Here is a 16,135-nt window from a genome sequence, read left to right on the forward strand (position 1 = left end):
TTTGAAAGAGAGCGCGCCATTGCCAGCACGCCCTCCCCCGTTTTCGTTTTTGCGATCAGATGGCCGGGCATTGAGCGCCGACCACCGATCAGTCACCATCAGGCCGAGGCTGGACGGTGATCGTGGTAATCGTGGTGGTCTTCGATAACCGGAAGCGTTTCGAACTGGTGGAACGGTGGAGGGCTCGAAAGCGTCCATTCCAGTGTCGTCGCGCCTTCGCCCCATGGGTTCGCAGCGGCTTTTTTGCCAGCAGTGAACGCGTAAGCGAGGTTCACGAAGAACACGACCATCGAAAGCGCCATGATCATATAACCGTACGAGCTGATCTCGTTCCAGTATGCGAAGGCTTCTGGATAATCAGGGATACGACGCGGCATCCCGTTCATACCCAGGAAGTGCTGTGGGAAGAAGATCACGTTCACGCCGATGAAGAAGCCCCAGAAATGCAGGTGCGAAAGGAATTCGCTGTGCATCCGGCCGCTCATTTTTGGGAACCAGTAATAGAAACCGGCGAACAGTGAGAAGACCGCACCCATCGACAACACATAGTGGAAGTGAGCAACCACGTAATATGTGTCGTGAAGGTTGTCGTCGATGCCGCCATTGGCGAGCACAACGCCGGTCACACCGCCCACGGTGAACAGGAAGATGAAGCCCATCGCCCAAACCATTGGCGATTTGAACTCCATGCTGCCGCCCCACATTGTGGCGATCCAGCTGAAGATTTTCACGCCGGTCGGTACAGCGATAACCATCGTCGCAGCGGTGAAGTACATCTTCGTGTTTACGTCGAGCCCGACGGTGTACATGTGGTGCGCCCACACGATGAAGCCGACAACGCCGATAGCAACCATGGCGTAGGCCATGCCGAGATAGCCAAACACAGGCTTACGGCTGAAGGTCGCGACGATCTGAGAGATCATGCCAAAGCCCGGCAGGATCATAATGTACACTTCAGGGTGACCGAAGAACCAGAATAGGTGCTGGTAGAGAACCGGGTCACCACCGCCTGCTGGATCGAAGAAGGTGGTCTGGAAGTTACGGTCTGTCAGCAGCATTGTGATCGCAGCCGCAAGCACCGGAAGCGCGAGCAGCAGCAGGAATGCTGTGACCAGCACCGACCATACGAACAGCGGCATTTTGTGCAGGGTCATACCGGGCGCGCGCATGTTGAAAATGGTGGTGATGAAGTTGGTCGCACCAAGGATCGAGCCAGCGCCCGCAAGGTGCAAAGAGAAGATCGCGAAGTCGACCGCTGGGCCGGAGTTACCAGTCGTCGAAAGCGGCGCATAGACCGTCCAACCGACACCTGCGCCCAATGCGTTTTCACCGGTACCCGGCACAAACAGCGAGAAACAAAGGCTTACGAAACCAGCAACGGTCAACCAGAACGAAACGTTGTTCATGCGTGGGAACGCCATGTCAGGCGCACCAATCATCAACGGAACAAACCAGTTACCGAAACCACCAATCATGGCCGGCATGACCATGAAGAAGACCATGATCAAACCGTGAGCCGTGATAAACACGTTCCACATATGGAGGTTGGCATTTTCCTCCGCTGTGCCGCCGAAGAATTCCACAGCCGCACCAAGATATTGGATGCCCGGCTCAGCCAGTTCCAAACGCATAACGCCCGACATCGCACCACCAACGATACCCGCGATAATCGCAAAGATCAGGTAGAGTGTGCCGATATCCTTGTGGTTGGTCGACATGAACCAACGCTTGAAGAAACTCGGCTTATGATCAGCATGATCATGAGCGTGGTCTTCGGTGTGGGTGTCGAAACCTTCAGCGGTAGTGGCCATGGTTCAGATTCTCTCGGTTCGTATCGTGTTCGTATTCGGTTCGGCGTCAGATTAAGCTGCTGGAGCTGCTTCTGCAGTGTCTTCAGCGACCTCTTCTTCAGCAGCGGCTTCTTCAGCGCCGGGCAGTGAACCGCCCTGCTCAAGAACCCACGCTTCAAATTCTTCCATCGGCAGTGCTTCGACCGCGATCGGCATATAGCCGTGGCGCGCGCCGCACAGTTCGGAGCACTGACCGTAATACAGGCCCGGCTCCTTGATGGTGAGCAGCTTTTCATTCAAACGGCCCGGCACTGCATCCATTTTGAACCACAGCGATGGCACTGCGAATGCATGAATTACGTCAGCCGCAGTGGTTTGGATGCGAAGCGGAACGCCAGCTGGGACGACCATACGGTTATCAACGGCAAGCTTCGCAGGCTCACCATTTGCAATCGCGTCCGCATCGGAAAGCATGTTGGAAATGATCTCAACATCGCCGTGATCAGGATACGAATAACCCCAGTACCACTGATAGCCGGTTGCCTTGATCGTGATCGCATCCTCTGGCGGCGTTTCATACTGGCGCGCGAGGAGCGTGATCGAAGGAACCGCAATCACGACCAGGATGAGCGCGGGGACAATCGTCCAAACGACTTCAATCAAAGTGTTGTGGGTGGTCTTCGAAGGTTCCGGGTTAGCGCGGCGATTGTAGCGCACGATAACCCAAAGCAGCAGCGCAAGGACGAAAATGCTGATCGCGGTGATAACCGGCATCAGGATGTAATCGTGCATGTTGAGCGCATAGATACCGTTGTCGGTATACTGATCCTGAAACGTCATACTCTTTAGCATGTCGTCTGTTGCTGCAGTGGGCATGCCCTTGCCTTCGACAGGCTCAAGCGGGGTGTAGGCACCAGAACCATCTGGAGCTTCGGTTTCACCAGCAGGCACTTCGTCAGGCCCTGCGATGGCCGGAACATCCGCCCCAACAGTTTCCTGCGCAAACACCGTCTGCGGAGCCGTGATAGCAAGCATCGCGGCAAACAACGCGATGAAGCCGAATTTCAAACGGGTGTGGATGTGCCCCATCATAAATGTGCCCAAACTAACTTTCGATTTTATCCCATGCTGCCCGTAACCCATGCTTCGCAGTGAAGCGGAATCGGACAGCGATTTTGCTGACATTACTGTCAACTTGGTTGGCCTATTAGCCGCGCTTGCCCCGTGCCTCAAGCGGTTCTAGGGAGAATTTTATGCAATGCACCATGATCCGTGCGCAAGCCCGCCCGTAAGGCCCCATGAAATGAAGGCAATTGATCAATGAATTATGCCCCCTCCCTGCCGCGCACTGAAGAAGACGTGCTTGCCGAATTTCGCGGTTGCGGCGCCCTGTTGGAAGGTCATTTCAAGTTGTCTTCAGGCAAACATAGCGGCCATTATCTCCAATGCGCCCGTGTGCTTATGAACCCGGCTCGCGCGGCAAGACTTGCACAAGCAGTGGTCGCTGGCATTCCTGCAGAAATCGTGGACAAAGTAGATGTGGTCGTCTCTCCAGCAATGGGCGGCATCATTATCGGGCACGAAGTTGGCCGGGTCTTGGACAAAGACGCGCTATTCCTTGAACGTCCCGAAGGCACGTTCCATTTGCGCCGCGGCTTCGCGCTTGAACCGGGTGCAAAAGTGTTGATGGTCGAAGATGTCGTCACAACTGGACTGTCCAGCCGCGAAGCCATCGCAGCCGTGGCGCGGGAAGGCGGCGAAGTGATTGCAGAATGTTCGCTGATCGACCGTTCTCTGGGTTCGGTCGATCTGGGCGTGCCATTTTATCCGCTCGCCGCTTTTGATTTTCCGACATACGAAGAAGACAGCATCCCCGATACCCTCGCCAGCGTAGCTATTACAAAGCCCGGAAGCCGCAAGGAATAGCCCCAGATGAACGCATCGCTCCACCCCAATCCGCTTCGTCTCGGCGTGAATATCGATCACGTGGCGACGATCAGGAACGCGCGTGGCGGCGATCATCCCGATCCTGTGCGCGCTGCCGAAATCGTAAGCCGCGTTGGCGGAGACGGCATCACGGCGCATTTGCGCGAAGACCGACGCCATATCCGCGATGAAGATCTGGCGCGTATTCAGGCTGCAACCAATCTGCCGCTCAATCTTGAGATGGCAGCGACGCAAGAAATGCTGGATATTGCCCTGCGTCACAAGCCGCATGCCGCATGCATCGTGCCTGAAAAGCGCGAAGAACGCACGACTGAAGGCGGTTTGGACGCCGCTGGCTTACACAACACTCTCGTCCCGATCATCGATGAATTGCGCAGCGCAGATATCCGCGTTTCGCTTTTCATCGAGGCGAATGAGCGCCAGCTTGATGCAGCTCTCCGCCTCGGCGCCCCGGTCGTCGAATTTCATACCGGTGAATATGCGCATGCGATTTTGGACGGGGATAGCGAGCGCACAGAGCGCGAGTTGCGCCGGATCACGGATATGTCTGCGCTCGCCGCCAAGAACGGGATCGAGCCGCATGCGGGCCACGGCCTCACCTATTACAACGTTCAACCAATCGCCGCCATCCCGCATATCGCCGAGCTCAATATTGGGCATTACCTTGTTGGTGAAGCTGTGTTCGTCGGATTGGAAAGCGCCGTATTGCGGATGCGCGAGTTGATGGATGAGGCCCGCTGAGGTGAACACCAGCCAAGCCCCTGAATTGACTTCAGAGCAAAAGCGCTGGGCTTTTCTTGGATCAACGCTGTTCCTGACATCCGTTGGTTTTTTGGGGTTTGCATTCGCCGAAGGGTTCATGCTGGCATTTGCCATTGGTTGGGTCGCCTTGCAGATGTTCGGCTATATCGGCGCTCTCAAAATGGCGAAGGGTGAAATCGCGCATCCCTTGTTCAAATCACAGGTCATGCTTCATCTGATTGTGCTCGGATTGCTGGCTGCGCTATTTATTCGCGCAGCATGAGGCAGATTGAACAATGAACAACACACCCAAACCCGCTTGGCATCTTGCCCTTATAATCATCTGGTACGGTGTCCTGCTGCTCGGATCGGGCGGGTTGGCGCTGCTCGGCCTTGCATTCGGATCTGAAGCCTATCGAAACAAACCGATCCCGTTCATTGAATTGGCGATCATTGTAGGGCCGTTTCTGGTATCGGCTGCCTTGCTCGCCGCCACGCTTTATTGCTGGAATACGGGCCGACAACGCGCCGCCTATCAATTGTGCGGCGTCAGCGTGCTCGTCATAGTCGCTGTGTTTGCATTCCTCACAGGCGGACTGGGCATATGATCATCGGTCTCGGCTCTGATTTGTGCAATATTGAGCGCATTCAAAACTCGCTCAACCGGTTTGGTGAGCGGTTCGAAAACCGGGTCTTCACCGATGTTGAACGCGCCAAGGCACAGCGCCGCCCCTTCACCATCGCAGGAACCTACGCAAAACGGTTTGCCGCCAAGGAAGCGTTCAGCAAAGCGGTAGGCACCGGATTTCGCCGCGGGGTCTTTATGAAAGACATCGGAGTCGTGAACGCTCCTTCGGGCGCGCCAACTCTTGCTTTGACAGGCGGAGCGGCAAAGCGGCTTGAAGAAATGATCCCGTCAGGCCATGAGGCCCATATTCATCTTACCCTAACCGACGATCATCCATGGGCGCAGGCCTTCGTAATCATCGAAGCCACGCGTATCATCGACGGTTAAATGAAAGTGCTGAAACCAACATCGTGACCGAGCCTACCCCTACTCCGGCTGAGACCCGTACGCCCAGTGAAGCCCCCACCAGTGCGGCGCCGGCTGGCGATGCTGTCTCGAACACGAAAACCGAAGAAGAGACCGAAGAAAAGATCGATTGGTTCGCCGAACTGCGCGGTCTCGCGATCATGCTGTTCGCGGTGCTTGTCTTCCACAGTCTGGTCGCCAAGCCGTTCTATATCCCGTCCACTTCAATGATGCCGAGCCTTCACGTCGGTGATCGTTTGATCGTGAGCAAATATCCGTATGGATGGTCTTGGGCATCGGCGAGCTTTCACCTGCTCCCTAGAGGCAAATGGCGGGTTTTCGCCTCGACGCCGGAATATGGCGATATCGTGATCCCGGTGCACCCAACCCGCGATGAGGACTACATTAAGCGTGTTGTCGCATTGCCTGGCGACACAATCGAAGTGCGCGATGGCCGCATCATTTTGAACGGTGAGATGATCAAGCGCGAACTGGTCCCGCCGGTACAGATTCCGTTTGAGCCGGAACTAACCTGCCAAAGCGGCATGGGAACACGCCCATGTCTCGAAAGTTTCGAGAATTACCGCAAGACGGATGCCGACGGTAACGACTATTTCGAGCCAGAGACTTACCGTGAAACGCTGCCCAATGGTGCCACGTACTTGGTCATTGATCATGTTGACCAAAGCAACTTCAGAAGCGGTCCTGACGATCTCGACAATTATGGTCCCAAAGTCATTCCTGAAGGCCACGTTTTCGTTATGGGCGACAACCGCGATGAAAGCGCAGACAGCCGCGCAGCCGCTGGCGCGCAAGGTCTGGACGGTCCGATCCCGATGGAAAACATCGGCGGCCGCGCAGAGTTCATTACCTTCTCGCTTGATGGATCGACGACTTGGAATCCGGGTAGCTGGTTCTCCAGCATGCGCGGCGACCGCGCGTGGACCACGCTGCGTCCGGCAATCGCCGAAGGTTATGAAACCGAAGAGTGAGCAGCACGTTAGCTGAGTAATATGGCAAAGAAATTCCTTTATTTTATCGCGATCTGCATCGTGCTCTTTCTCGTAGGCCGGATCGGCTATGAGATGTTTCAAGATGAGCTTGCAGAACTGGCGTTCGTTCCCTCCAGCGAGTTCACTCCGACCGAGCCGATGGAGGCAAACGCCTATCAAGACCCGGCAATGTGGTATTCACGCCCGGGTATCGGCGTAAATGATCCTGCACGCTGGCAGCCCGCCTATGCTGAGGCGAACCAAGACGCAGCAGCCGAGCAGGTCGCTGTCAGCGCAGAAGCCGCGAGCATCGCGCTGCAGGCCGATCGACGCCCGATGCCGCCTGTTCCTGACTACGCCGTCTTCTTTGTTCATCCGACCAGCTACCTTAGCCGCGACAATTGGAATGCTCCGATTGGCGAAGGAGAGGCGGAGCGGATTGCGCGTCTTTATGTGCGCGGCATGGCCAGCCCGTTCAACTCAGCCAGCGAAATCTGGGCACCGCGTTATCGTCAAGCGACCATGGGATCGTTTCTGACAGATGCGCCAGAGGCAGAGCAGGCCATCGATGCCGCTTATGCCGACGTGGTCGAAGCGTATCGTTATTTCTTGAGCTCGGTTGATGATGAAACGCCGATTGTGCTTGCGGGCCATTCGCAGGGCTCGCTGCATCTTCTTCGGCTGCTCCGCGAAGAAGTGAAGGACACGCCCGTCGCAGACCGGCTTGTCGGTGCTTATGTCATCGGCTGGCCGATTTCTGTCGAGCATGATGTGCCATCGCTTGGCTTCGCCGCCTGCGCAACAGCGGCCCAGACCGGATGCATCTTGTCATGGTCAAGCTTTGCCGAGCCAGCAGATCCATCGCGCGTTATCAAGACTTATGCGAATTCGATCGGGTTCGACGGCGAGAAGCGCGGCACGAGCAAAATTCTTTGCACCAACCCTATTACCGGGACTTTCGGCGGCGCTGCAGATGAAAGTGCCAACCTTGGGACACTTGTTCCAGATGACGCGATGTCCACGGGTGAATTGGTGAGAGGCGCAGTGCCCGCTCGCTGCGATGACCGAGGCTTGCTGCTGATCGGCGACCCGCCCGAGCTCGGATCATATGTCCTGCCCGGTAACAACTATCATGTTTATGACGTGCCGCTGTTCTGGGCAAACACGCAAGCTGACGTGAACAGGCGCGCGAGAGCATGGGCAGCGGCGCGCTGATTACCGAAACTGCATTGGAGTTTGCAGATGCGCTGCCGAATGGCGGCGTACTGCTTGGTCTGGATCCGGGCACCAAGACTATCGGGGTGGCCACATGCGATGCTGGTTGGCGGTTTGCGACCAACGGCAAAACATTGGGTCGCGGCAAATGGGCCCGTGACAAAGGAATTCTCGCAGAATTGATCGCATCACGCGAAATCAAAGGGATCGTCTTGGGCCTTCCGCGCAATATGGACGGCAGCGAGGGTCCTCGTGCACAGGCCAGCCGCGCCCTAGCTCGCAACTGCTCCGAAGCCTTCGCTCTCCCAATCCTGCTTTGGGATGAACGCTGGTCCACGCAAAGCGCCGAAGCGGCCATGATCGGTCAGGATATGAGCCGGGCCAAACGCGCCGAAGCCATCGACAGCCACGCGGCGGCTGTGATCCTGCAAGGTGCCATCGACAGGCTGGCTGGCGGAATACTTTAGTTAGCAAGCTATTGGCGTCGATCCTTGGCGATCGTGGCAACCATCCGGCTTCCGCTCAATTCGCCTTCGCGCCAGAGTGCATCCACCATTTCCGCATTCTCAATTCTGGCTGCGCGGGCTTCAAAACTGGCCAATCGCAGCCGTTCGCTCGGGTGGTTACGACCGACCCAATCGGCAAATCCCAATGCCTCTTCAGCGCCAAGTCCGACCGCAACCCGCAGAAACGCCTCGGTCGCGTTGGGGCTAAGCACCCGCGTCACCTCGCTTCGTTCCAGATCAAAGCCATATTGATCGAACCAACCTTGCGCAGGATCGACATGCATCACATTGAGCGAAACTGAGAGGCTTTCCGGTGGCAATTGCGAATGCACATCACGGTGCGCACGGTACAGCATCAACTTGCCTTCATGCAGAGCGCTGCGCTCGATAAATTTGAGCGGCACAGCCTCTCCGGCGAACCCGGTGACGGCCTCGTAATCATATTCGAAGTAATCGCTGCGATAGCCGGGACCGCAATAGCCACTCGTCAAAAACGAAAAGTTGTGATCATGCGGCTCGCCATAGACAAAGCTTTTGGCGCCGCTGTTGCGAAAACACAGATCATGCTCTGCTGGCCAGATGTTCGCACGCAAGAACATGTTGCCGCGCTTCGGACTGAGCACGATCGCTTGGGGACCGTAACCGCTATCGACATCGCCGGCGGTCCGCCCTGCCAACCTGTCGATTATCATGTCCGCCAGAAATTCGCGATTGTTCGTGAGCTGTCTGAGCCAGTCTGCAGCGACCGATGTGCTTTGCGGATCGCGCGGATCAAACCCGCAGGTCGAAAGTGCCTGGATACATTCAGGCAGTGAACAGCTTTCGGTCGAGGGGTTATCGATAAGTCGCGGCATTAGGCATTCTCCGCCTGCAATTGTCCGAAAGCTGGGCTTTGCGAGAGGAGTTGCTCGCGGAAACGACCAGCAGGTGGAGCCAAATCATCAGCGGGATCGTTCGCCAATCGGCCAAGTACGTCCCAACCTCGGACACTGTCAGCTGCGAGTATCTGCCTGACAGCTTCCCAGCGAACATCGAGGTCTTCAATTTGATCAAGCGCGACGCTCTCCATTGTGGATCGAGCACGCTCAACGTCACCGGCCAAGGCGCCGAGAACGGACAGCGCCATAAGCCTTTGGCTAGCAGCTTTGTCTCCGCTTATCGTGCGGAGCAGCGCGCCGTCCGACAGTCGATATTCTAGCGAAGGCATCGGCTTTTGCGGTACGCGCGAAATCTGGAGCATGACAAAAGCACCATCCACCGAAGTGATTTGACGAGTCTGACCGTGCCCATCGAGCGTAATTGTGCTGCCAGGGGCAAGCGTAATTTCTGCGGTGTGGATAGACGGGTTTCCCGCTGGATCAGAGCGAATGTCATGCATCAATCCAGCCGCCGTCCCGGTCAGGACGATCTCTCTACTCTCTTGATCCGCAAACAACGCACTTTGCGGGGTCCCAACCCTGCAATCCTGTTGCCGTTCATATGCGACCAGATTTATCGTCGCCGTTCCGTGCTGCAAAATCTGAACGCTCGAAAACCCAGCCGAGCACCGGTAACGAAACGGCATCTCGCCAAGCGGCTCGTCACGCATCGCCTCAATCAGGATCGCGACAAAGGGCCCCACGAAATCCAAAGCGGTTGCGTGTTCAGATGCGATTGCCAGGAGATTGGGGCATTCTTCGATTGCCGCGCCCCCACAGTAGAGCTCCAGCTCTTTCAGGACCTGCCGTGTCGCACGCAATTCACGCCATTCGCGCTGTGCCTGCTGCATTCGGCAGACGATACGGCGCTGCAAAGCGGTATCACCCTGCAACGCCGCGATATCGGGGTGAATATTCACAGTTCTGCCCTGAAACCGATCAAAGGAACGTTTCTGGCGGAACGTTGTCGTAAACATACACCATAATGGCCACGATAGTGTCTTCGTAGGCCGCCCCCGCACTGCTAACAGAGCCATATAGCCCTTGCGCTGTTTCGAGGCCGGGAATGGTCGCGAGATCAATTGTTGGAAGGTTCATTGAAGGTATCCATTTGCACCTGCGCTGCAGCGGAATTGCTGAAGCGCAAAAAGCAAGGTGACGTCAGTGCAGCCGCCTGAGAAATTAAATCATTGTAATGCGCCGCGAGCGCTTCCAAGAGGCTCAGCGTGAATACGCCGCTCCCCAGATTTGACCCCAGCGAAGCCGCAAAGTTCTTCTTCAAGCACGGCCACACAGGCTGGCTTGGGCTGAAATACAGCGCACATGCCGACAATTGGGTTGAGCTCGAATTGCCGTGGCGAGAGGACTTGCTGGGCGAAGCGGAACGCGCGGTCCTCGCGTCAGGGCCAATTATCAGCCTGATGGATATGGCAAGCGGCATGTCGATCTGGCAGACCAAAGGCACTTTCACACCGATCGCCACGCTCGATCTACGCGTCGATTATCAACGTCCTGCCCGCGAACGAAGCGCGGTTTGGGGACGCGTGGAATGCTACCGTATCACGCGCTCTGCCGCCTTTGTGCGGGGGATCGCACACGACGGAGACCGCAATGATCCCGTTGCGCACATCGCGGGCGTGTTCATGACAATCGGCAATGATCCACGCGAAGGCAAAGTGCCCGAAGGCGGAGCGCAAGCAAGCGAAGCGGGGACCGGCGATGAGTAAGCTTGAACTGCCACCCTATGCCCGCGCGCTCGGCATTCGCCCGCACGAGATGGAAGACGGCGTTCCTGTCTTGACGGTCGACTTCGGCCCATCGGTAGAAGGTCGCCCGGCACATTATCACGGCGGCGCGACCGCAGGATTGCTGGAAAATGCTGGCTACGCTGCTTTGCGGGCTCGCCTGATCGAAGAAGGGCGCGAGGCCCAGCTTAAGCCCGTCAACATCACGGTTCAGTATCTCTCCGCTGGCAAAACTCAGCCCAGTTTCGCCAAGGGCAGGATCACGCGGCTTGGCAGGCGCAACGCAAATATCACTGTTGAGGCGTGGCAGGATAATCGCGACCGCCCGATAGCGACCGCGATCATGAATATTCTGATGGCGTGATTGCTAACGCTCTTCGACGTTAAAGCCGTTCTCATCAAGCCGCAGCTCAATCGGCACACCGTCCTGCGAGAGAACAATTCCATCCTGTTCAAAGCGAATAGATGTGCCTTCTTCGCCCAAAGGAATTTCCTCGCCCTCTTCAATATCGATGTCGAGCGGTTGAACCGGACCTTCGGGATCAGGCACCGATGACGGTTTCGGCGCGGGCAATTCCAACGCCGACCGCATAAAATCTTTCCAGATGCGTGCTGGCATCCCGCCGCCAGTTACTTTGTTGAGCGGGGAATTGTCGTCATTCCCGACCCACACGCCAACCACCAGATCGCCTGCATATCCGACAAACAGAGCGTCTCGGTAGTTTTGAGTGGTGCCCGTCTTGCCATAGTTCGCAATCGGCAACGTGGCTGCGCGTCCGGTGCCGCGATTGATCGCAGCGCGCAGCATCTGTTCCAAATCTTCGTGCGCGCGGCCAGACACGCTGTCTTCTCGGGTGGTCATCCACTCCCACCAGCCCTCTTCCTCATCCGGGATAGGATGCGCACGGACGGGGAAAGTGTTGGCTGCCACACCAGCATAGGCCGATGTCAGTTCCAACAAAGTCATCGAAGACGTGCCCAGCGCGAGACTGGGATCACCTTCTGGCATTGGCGATGTTACCCCAAGCGAACGAGCGGTGCGGATTACATTCTGGCTGCCGACTTCATTAAACAGCCGTACAGCGGCAACATTGCTCGATGTCGCGAACGCATCTTCCAAAGTAATGGTCTCAGAATAATTCCCGCGAGAATTTTTTGGCCTGTAGCTTCCGGTTTCGATGGCCGTGTTCGCGATTGTGTCTTCCGGATCCCAGCCCGCTTGCAGTGCCGCGAGGTAGACGAACATCTTGAACGTTGAGCCCGGCTGACGTTTTGCCTGGGTCGCTCGGTTGAATGGAGATTCCGCATAACTCTTGCCGCCAACCATCGCGACCACTTCTCCGGTCGGGCGCATCGCCACCAAGGCGACCTGCGCGTCGCCCAAGGCTGCGCGGCTGGTCACCCGGCTAGCCAGCGCCTGAAGCTGCGCGTCGAGCGTGGTGGTGATCACTTGCTTGGAATAGCTCGCCTCCATCCCCTCTCGTGCAATCGGCAACGCCCAATCAGCGAAGTAAGTGCCCGTCGGGAGGTCGTTTCGCGCGCGCACATCGATTTTCGGAGCGGGCATCTTGGCTGCTTCGGCCTCGGTCAGATATCCCGTCGCCACCATCGCCCCGACGACCAAATCCATACGTCTCTTCGCGCGATCATAGTGCTTGGTCGGGTTATAGCGCGAAGGAGCCTGAAGCAGGCCAGCGAGCATCGCTGCTTGTTCCGGCTTCAAGTTTTCCGGCTTGCGATAAAAGTAGTGCAGGCTGGCGGCGCGCAATCCGTACTGATTGTCACCAAAATATGCGTTCGAAAGGTAGCGAGAGAGTATCTCGTCTTTCGTAAGCCAGCTTTCCAACCAAAACGCGATCAGCGCTTCGCGTGCCTTGCGAGTCAAAGTCTGTTCGGGGGTGAGAAACGTAAACTTGGCAAGTTGCTGTGTGATCGTGCTGCCGCCACCAGTGCCCGTCCATGCCGCACGGGCGATTCCCCGCGGATCAACGCCCCAGTGCGAATAAAACCGGCGGTCCTCGATGGCGAGGAATGGCTGGATCACATGTTCCGGCAGTTCGGCAACTTCAACAGGTGCATCGACCACCGCGCCGCTGCGCGCAATCGGCGTGCCGTCGCTCGCAAGCAAAGTGACCTGCGGAGCCGCAATTGGCTCAAGCGATTTGGAAAGCGGCGCGGTAATGGCGAGCCAAGCGACCAGCGCAAAGAACATCAGGATGACAGCCGCGACGATACGTAACGCCCACCAGCGTTTTCTGCGCCCGCGATAGTGCTCGGGTTTCCACCACGGTGTCCGCCGCTGCTCTTCACGGATAACGCTATTGTCTAGGTCAGAAAGCTGCTGGTCCCACGCACCGTAATCTGGCGCGGGCCGCATCTTTGGCGCGGGGTCAAAATCGTCATCCGGGTCATAGGCGCGCTGCGATTCGTAAAGGGCATAATACCCCCTATCGCCGCCACGCGGTTCATCATTCGAACGTTTCCGGAATCGCGCAAACAGGCCCATATCGACTGTGTTATCAGACTAATACGCCTGAACGCAAGATTTACGCGGCGCTGGCTGCGCTTTCCGGCAAGTCTTCGTTGAACACGCGCTGGTAATATTCGCTTACCAATGTTCGTTCCGCTTCATCGCATTTGTTCAGGAATGAGAGCCGGAAAGCAAAGCCGACATTGTTGAAAATCGCCGCGTTTTGCGCCCATGTGATCACGGTGCGCGGGCTCATCACGGTCGAAATATCGCCGGTCATAAAGCCTTGGCGTGTCAGCTCGGCCACCTTGACCATGTCCGCGATCATCGCGTCATCGGCTTCTGGCGTTTTCGATTTCACGATTTGCTGCTCGATTTCCGCAGGCAGATAGTTCAGCGCCACAACGATGTTCCAACGGTCCATCTGCGCCTGGTTGATCGCCTGAGTGCCGTGATAAAGGCCGCTCGTATCTCCAAGGCCTACCGTGTTGGTGGTCGCGAACAGACGGAAATACGGGTTCGGTGTGATAACGCGATTCTGATCGAGCAGCGTCAGGCGGCCATCGAATTCGAGAATACGCTGGATCACAAACATAACGTCGGGGCGTCCCGCATCATATTCGTCGAATGTCAAAGCAACCGGATGCTGGAGCGCCCACGGAAGGATGCCTTCCTTAAACTCCGTGACTTGCAAACCGTCTTTCAAGACAATTGCATCGCGGCCAACCAGATCGATACGGCTGATATGCGCATCAAGGTTTACGCGGATGCTCGGCCAATTCAGGCGCGCTGCGACTTGCTCAATATGGGTGGATTTACCCGTGCCGTGGTAACCCTGAACCATGACACGGCGATTGTGCGTAAAACCAGCGAGAATTGCGAGCGTCGTGTCATCATCGAAAACATACGCATCGTCGATTTCGGGCACATGCTCGCTCGCCTCTGCGAAGGCCGGAACCTGCAGATCGATATCGATACCGAATGTATCGCGCACATCGATCATCGCGTCTGGCGTCGTGGGGAGGCCGCTGGAGCCGGCGAATTCTTCTGAGGAATGTGAGTTCATTGCGAGGCCCGCGTTAAAGAGCGTTTCGCGATGGGGCAAGACGCGCGTGCCTGCTAAATTTGCAAGTCAGTGCGTTTTTGCGACTTATTTTGCGGGTGCGGTGATGTTTGTCAGGTGGCCACGCTTGATCCAGACCTTCGCGCCTTCTGCGCCAGCGGTGAAATTGGCTGTTCCGTTTGCTGGCCAGCGAATCCAATCGTGTCGCTTATACCTTTGCCCGTCATGCGTAATTGTGCCTTCGAGTATAAGCAGCTCAAACCCACCCTTATCCGATAAAGCAACTTCGGCATTTGCGTCCCACACTTCCAAGGACACATGCTCGTAATCGCGCGCAGCAAGCACAGCACTCGAGACACCAGAGCGAGCCGGATCAGGCGCTGTTTCCAGCGTGTTCAGATCAACCGACATTTGCTCCTGATCCGCTGGATCAAACTGCCATAGCTTTACGAAAATGGTGCATCCCGGCGCCGAACCGGGAACGTGGTGTGTGCCCACAGGATTGCGGACATATGTACCCGCTGGATAGTCGCCATGCTCGTCTTGGAACACGCCCTCGAGCACAATGAATTCCTCGCCGCCCGAGTGGGTATGCTCTGGGAAAGAACTCCCTTGCGCGTACCGCACAATCGAAGTGGCACGTGCGACTTCATCACCGATCCGGTCAAGCATGCGGCGGTCCACGCCCGCCATAGGCGAAGGCACCCAGTCAATCTGGTCGGTGTGCGTCAGGACGGGCTGATCGAATTGCGCGTTGATTTCCATAAACCGGATATGGGTGTTTCGCTCGCGAGATTTAAGGCAACTGACGCTCGAATTTCCCGATCACAGTGATTACATTGCCAAAATGGCTGATCCAATCGAGACCCTGCGACTTCGCCTTGTTGAGCAGGTGCGCGGCGTTTTTAACGATGCCTCAAAGGGACAGAAGCCGACCCCACCGTCCGACAACGCTCTGTTTGAGCGGGATACGCCGATCAGAATGGTGCACTCCGATCTGGTCGGAATGATGACCGGCGGCATTCGCAGCTTGATGCTGCAAATGCTGCACCCGCATGCCTTGCAAGGTGTGCTCGATCATTCCAACTTTCGCGAAGACATGCATGGACGGTTGCAGCGCACCGCGAAGTTTATTGCGGTCACGTCTTTCGGGGATCGCGACGACGCCATGAAGGCGATTGAGCGTGTGAACCGCATTCACGCCAAAGTTGGCGGCACTTTGCCAGATGGCACCCCTTACATCGCCAACAATCCGCGCACGCTGGCGTGGGTGCATGTTGCCGAGGCGCAGAGCTTCCTCGCGGGTTATCTGCGTCATGTCCGTCCTGATATGCCATCTGCGGAACAGGACGAATATTACCGCCAGTTTGCGGTAATCGCTCGCCTGCTTGGGGCCGATCCGGTCCCGGAAACGCGCAGCGAAGCGGACGCGATTTTCCGCGAGTTGCGCGGCGATTTGCGTCCTTCACCGCAGGCGAGAGAAGTCGCGCAATTGGTGTTGAGCCAGCGCCCAAAGGGCACGCCGCCCGCGCTGCAAAAAGTGATAGGAGCGGAATCGGTCGCGATGCTGCCCGATTGGGCACGCAGTATGCTCAAGCTGCAAAAGCCGGTCCTCTCCGCCATCCCCGCCCGCGCGGCGACGTGGGGCGTGGGGCGCACACTGCGCTGGGCCTTCAAACAGAATTGATGTGCCGAGCCTCCGCCTCCGTGGTATAA

19 protein-coding genes are annotated in these 16,135 nt (G+C 56.9%); 11 read left to right on the forward strand and 8 right to left on the reverse strand.

Annotated features, from left to right (window positions below):
• Positions 1 to 98: 98 nt before the first annotated feature.
• Both ctaD and coxB read right to left on the reverse strand, forming a co-directional pair.
• On the reverse strand, positions 99 to 1,811 hold the full coding sequence (gene ctaD, locus MWU39_RS09080; protein WP_247159671.1) for a cytochrome c oxidase subunit I: 1,713 nt from the start codon (positions 1,809 to 1,811) through the stop codon (positions 99 to 101).
• Between the two features lie 51 nt (positions 1,812 to 1,862).
• On the reverse strand, positions 1,863 to 2,882 hold the full coding sequence (gene coxB / locus MWU39_RS09085) for a cytochrome c oxidase subunit II (RefSeq protein ID WP_247159672.1): 1,020 nt from the start codon (positions 2,880 to 2,882) through the stop codon (positions 1,863 to 1,865).
• A gap of 228 nt (positions 2,883 to 3,110) precedes the next feature.
• Between coxB and pyrE the strand changes: the two genes are divergently transcribed.
• From pyrE to ruvX, 8 genes are all read left to right on the forward strand, one after another.
• Complete coding sequence (gene pyrE, locus MWU39_RS09090) at positions 3,111 to 3,716, forward strand: orotate phosphoribosyltransferase (protein ID WP_247159673.1); 606 nt, start codon at positions 3,111 to 3,113, stop codon at positions 3,714 to 3,716.
• Between the two features lie 6 nt (positions 3,717 to 3,722).
• Positions 3,723 to 4,478, forward strand: coding sequence for a pyridoxine 5'-phosphate synthase (locus MWU39_RS09095; RefSeq protein WP_247159674.1), 756 nt, complete (start codon positions 3,723 to 3,725; stop codon positions 4,476 to 4,478).
• 1 nt (position 4,479) lies between these two features.
• Positions 4,480 to 4,761: a pyridoxal phosphate biosynthetic protein gene (locus MWU39_RS09100; RefSeq protein WP_247159675.1), complete on the forward strand. Its 282-nt coding sequence runs from the start codon at positions 4,480 to 4,482 to the stop codon at positions 4,759 to 4,761.
• A 13-nt stretch (positions 4,762 to 4,774) separates the two neighbouring features.
• A complete protein-coding gene (locus tag MWU39_RS09105; protein WP_247159676.1) occupies positions 4,775 to 5,086 on the forward strand; it encodes a hypothetical protein in 312 nt (103 codons plus the stop codon).
• The gene (gene acpS / locus MWU39_RS09110) at positions 5,083 to 5,493 is read left to right on the forward strand and encodes a holo-ACP synthase (RefSeq protein WP_247159677.1); all 411 of its coding nucleotides are present in this window, start codon (positions 5,083 to 5,085) and stop codon (positions 5,491 to 5,493) included. Before MWU39_RS09105 ends, acpS begins: the two co-directional genes overlap by 4 nt.
• A 143-nt stretch (positions 5,494 to 5,636) precedes the next feature.
• Positions 5,637 to 6,503, forward strand: coding sequence for a signal peptidase I (lepB, locus tag MWU39_RS09115; RefSeq protein ID WP_247160352.1), 867 nt, complete (start codon positions 5,637 to 5,639; stop codon positions 6,501 to 6,503).
• 21 nt (positions 6,504 to 6,524) lie between these two features.
• A complete protein-coding gene (locus MWU39_RS09120; protein WP_247159678.1) occupies positions 6,525 to 7,718 on the forward strand; it encodes a DUF3089 domain-containing protein in 1,194 nt (397 codons plus the stop codon).
• The gene (ruvX, locus tag MWU39_RS09125; RefSeq protein ID WP_247159679.1) at positions 7,700 to 8,185 is read left to right on the forward strand and encodes a Holliday junction resolvase RuvX; all 486 of its coding nucleotides are present in this window, start codon (positions 7,700 to 7,702) and stop codon (positions 8,183 to 8,185) included. The genes MWU39_RS09120 and ruvX overlap by 19 nt, the downstream gene beginning before the upstream one ends.
• 8 nt (positions 8,186 to 8,193) lie before the next feature.
• On the opposite strand, the gene MWU39_RS09130 is transcribed toward ruvX, so the two are convergent.
• From MWU39_RS09130 to MWU39_RS09140, 3 genes are read right to left on the reverse strand one after another with little or no spacing between them, the layout of a single operon-like run.
• Complete coding sequence (locus tag MWU39_RS09130) at positions 8,194 to 9,078, reverse strand: transposase (RefSeq protein ID WP_247159680.1); 885 nt, start codon at positions 9,076 to 9,078, stop codon at positions 8,194 to 8,196.
• On the reverse strand, positions 9,078 to 10,061 hold the full coding sequence (locus tag MWU39_RS09135; RefSeq protein ID WP_247159681.1) for a hypothetical protein: 984 nt from the start codon (positions 10,059 to 10,061) through the stop codon (positions 9,078 to 9,080). Before MWU39_RS09135 ends, MWU39_RS09130 begins: the two co-directional genes overlap by 1 nt.
• Before the next feature lie 19 nt (positions 10,062 to 10,080).
• Complete coding sequence (locus MWU39_RS09140) at positions 10,081 to 10,239, reverse strand: hypothetical protein (RefSeq protein ID WP_247159682.1); 159 nt, start codon at positions 10,237 to 10,239, stop codon at positions 10,081 to 10,083.
• 128 nt (positions 10,240 to 10,367) lie between these two features.
• On the opposite strand from MWU39_RS09140, the gene MWU39_RS09145 reads away from it, so the two are divergent.
• On the forward strand, positions 10,368 to 10,868 hold the full coding sequence (locus MWU39_RS09145; protein WP_247159683.1) for a PaaI family thioesterase: 501 nt from the start codon (positions 10,368 to 10,370) through the stop codon (positions 10,866 to 10,868).
• A complete protein-coding gene (locus MWU39_RS09150) occupies positions 10,861 to 11,250 on the forward strand; it encodes a PaaI family thioesterase (protein WP_247159684.1) in 390 nt (129 codons plus the stop codon). The genes MWU39_RS09145 and MWU39_RS09150 overlap by 8 nt, the downstream gene beginning before the upstream one ends.
• A gap of 3 nt (positions 11,251 to 11,253) precedes the next feature.
• On the opposite strand, the gene MWU39_RS09155 is transcribed toward MWU39_RS09150, so the two are convergent.
• From MWU39_RS09155 to MWU39_RS09165, 3 genes are all read right to left on the reverse strand, one after another.
• Positions 11,254 to 13,392 (reverse strand): transglycosylase domain-containing protein, encoded by a 2,139-nt coding sequence (locus tag MWU39_RS09155; RefSeq protein WP_247159685.1) that lies wholly within the window; start codon positions 13,390 to 13,392, stop codon positions 11,254 to 11,256.
• Positions 13,393 to 13,432: 40 nt separating this feature from the next.
• Positions 13,433 to 14,422 (reverse strand): cobaltochelatase subunit CobS, encoded by a 990-nt coding sequence (gene cobS, locus MWU39_RS09160; RefSeq protein ID WP_247159686.1) that lies wholly within the window; start codon positions 14,420 to 14,422, stop codon positions 13,433 to 13,435.
• 84 nt (positions 14,423 to 14,506) lie between these two features.
• A complete protein-coding gene (locus MWU39_RS09165; protein ID WP_247159687.1) occupies positions 14,507 to 15,184 on the reverse strand; it encodes a cupin domain-containing protein in 678 nt (225 codons plus the stop codon).
• 82 nt (positions 15,185 to 15,266) lie between these two features.
• On the opposite strand from MWU39_RS09165, the gene MWU39_RS09170 reads away from it, so the two are divergent.
• Complete coding sequence (locus MWU39_RS09170) at positions 15,267 to 16,106, forward strand: oxygenase MpaB family protein (RefSeq protein WP_247159688.1); 840 nt, start codon at positions 15,267 to 15,269, stop codon at positions 16,104 to 16,106.
• Positions 16,107 to 16,135: the final 29 nt, after the last annotated feature.

Source organism: Erythrobacter sp. F6033 (assembly GCF_023016005.1).
Taxonomy (GTDB): domain Bacteria; phylum Pseudomonadota; class Alphaproteobacteria; order Sphingomonadales; family Sphingomonadaceae; genus Erythrobacter.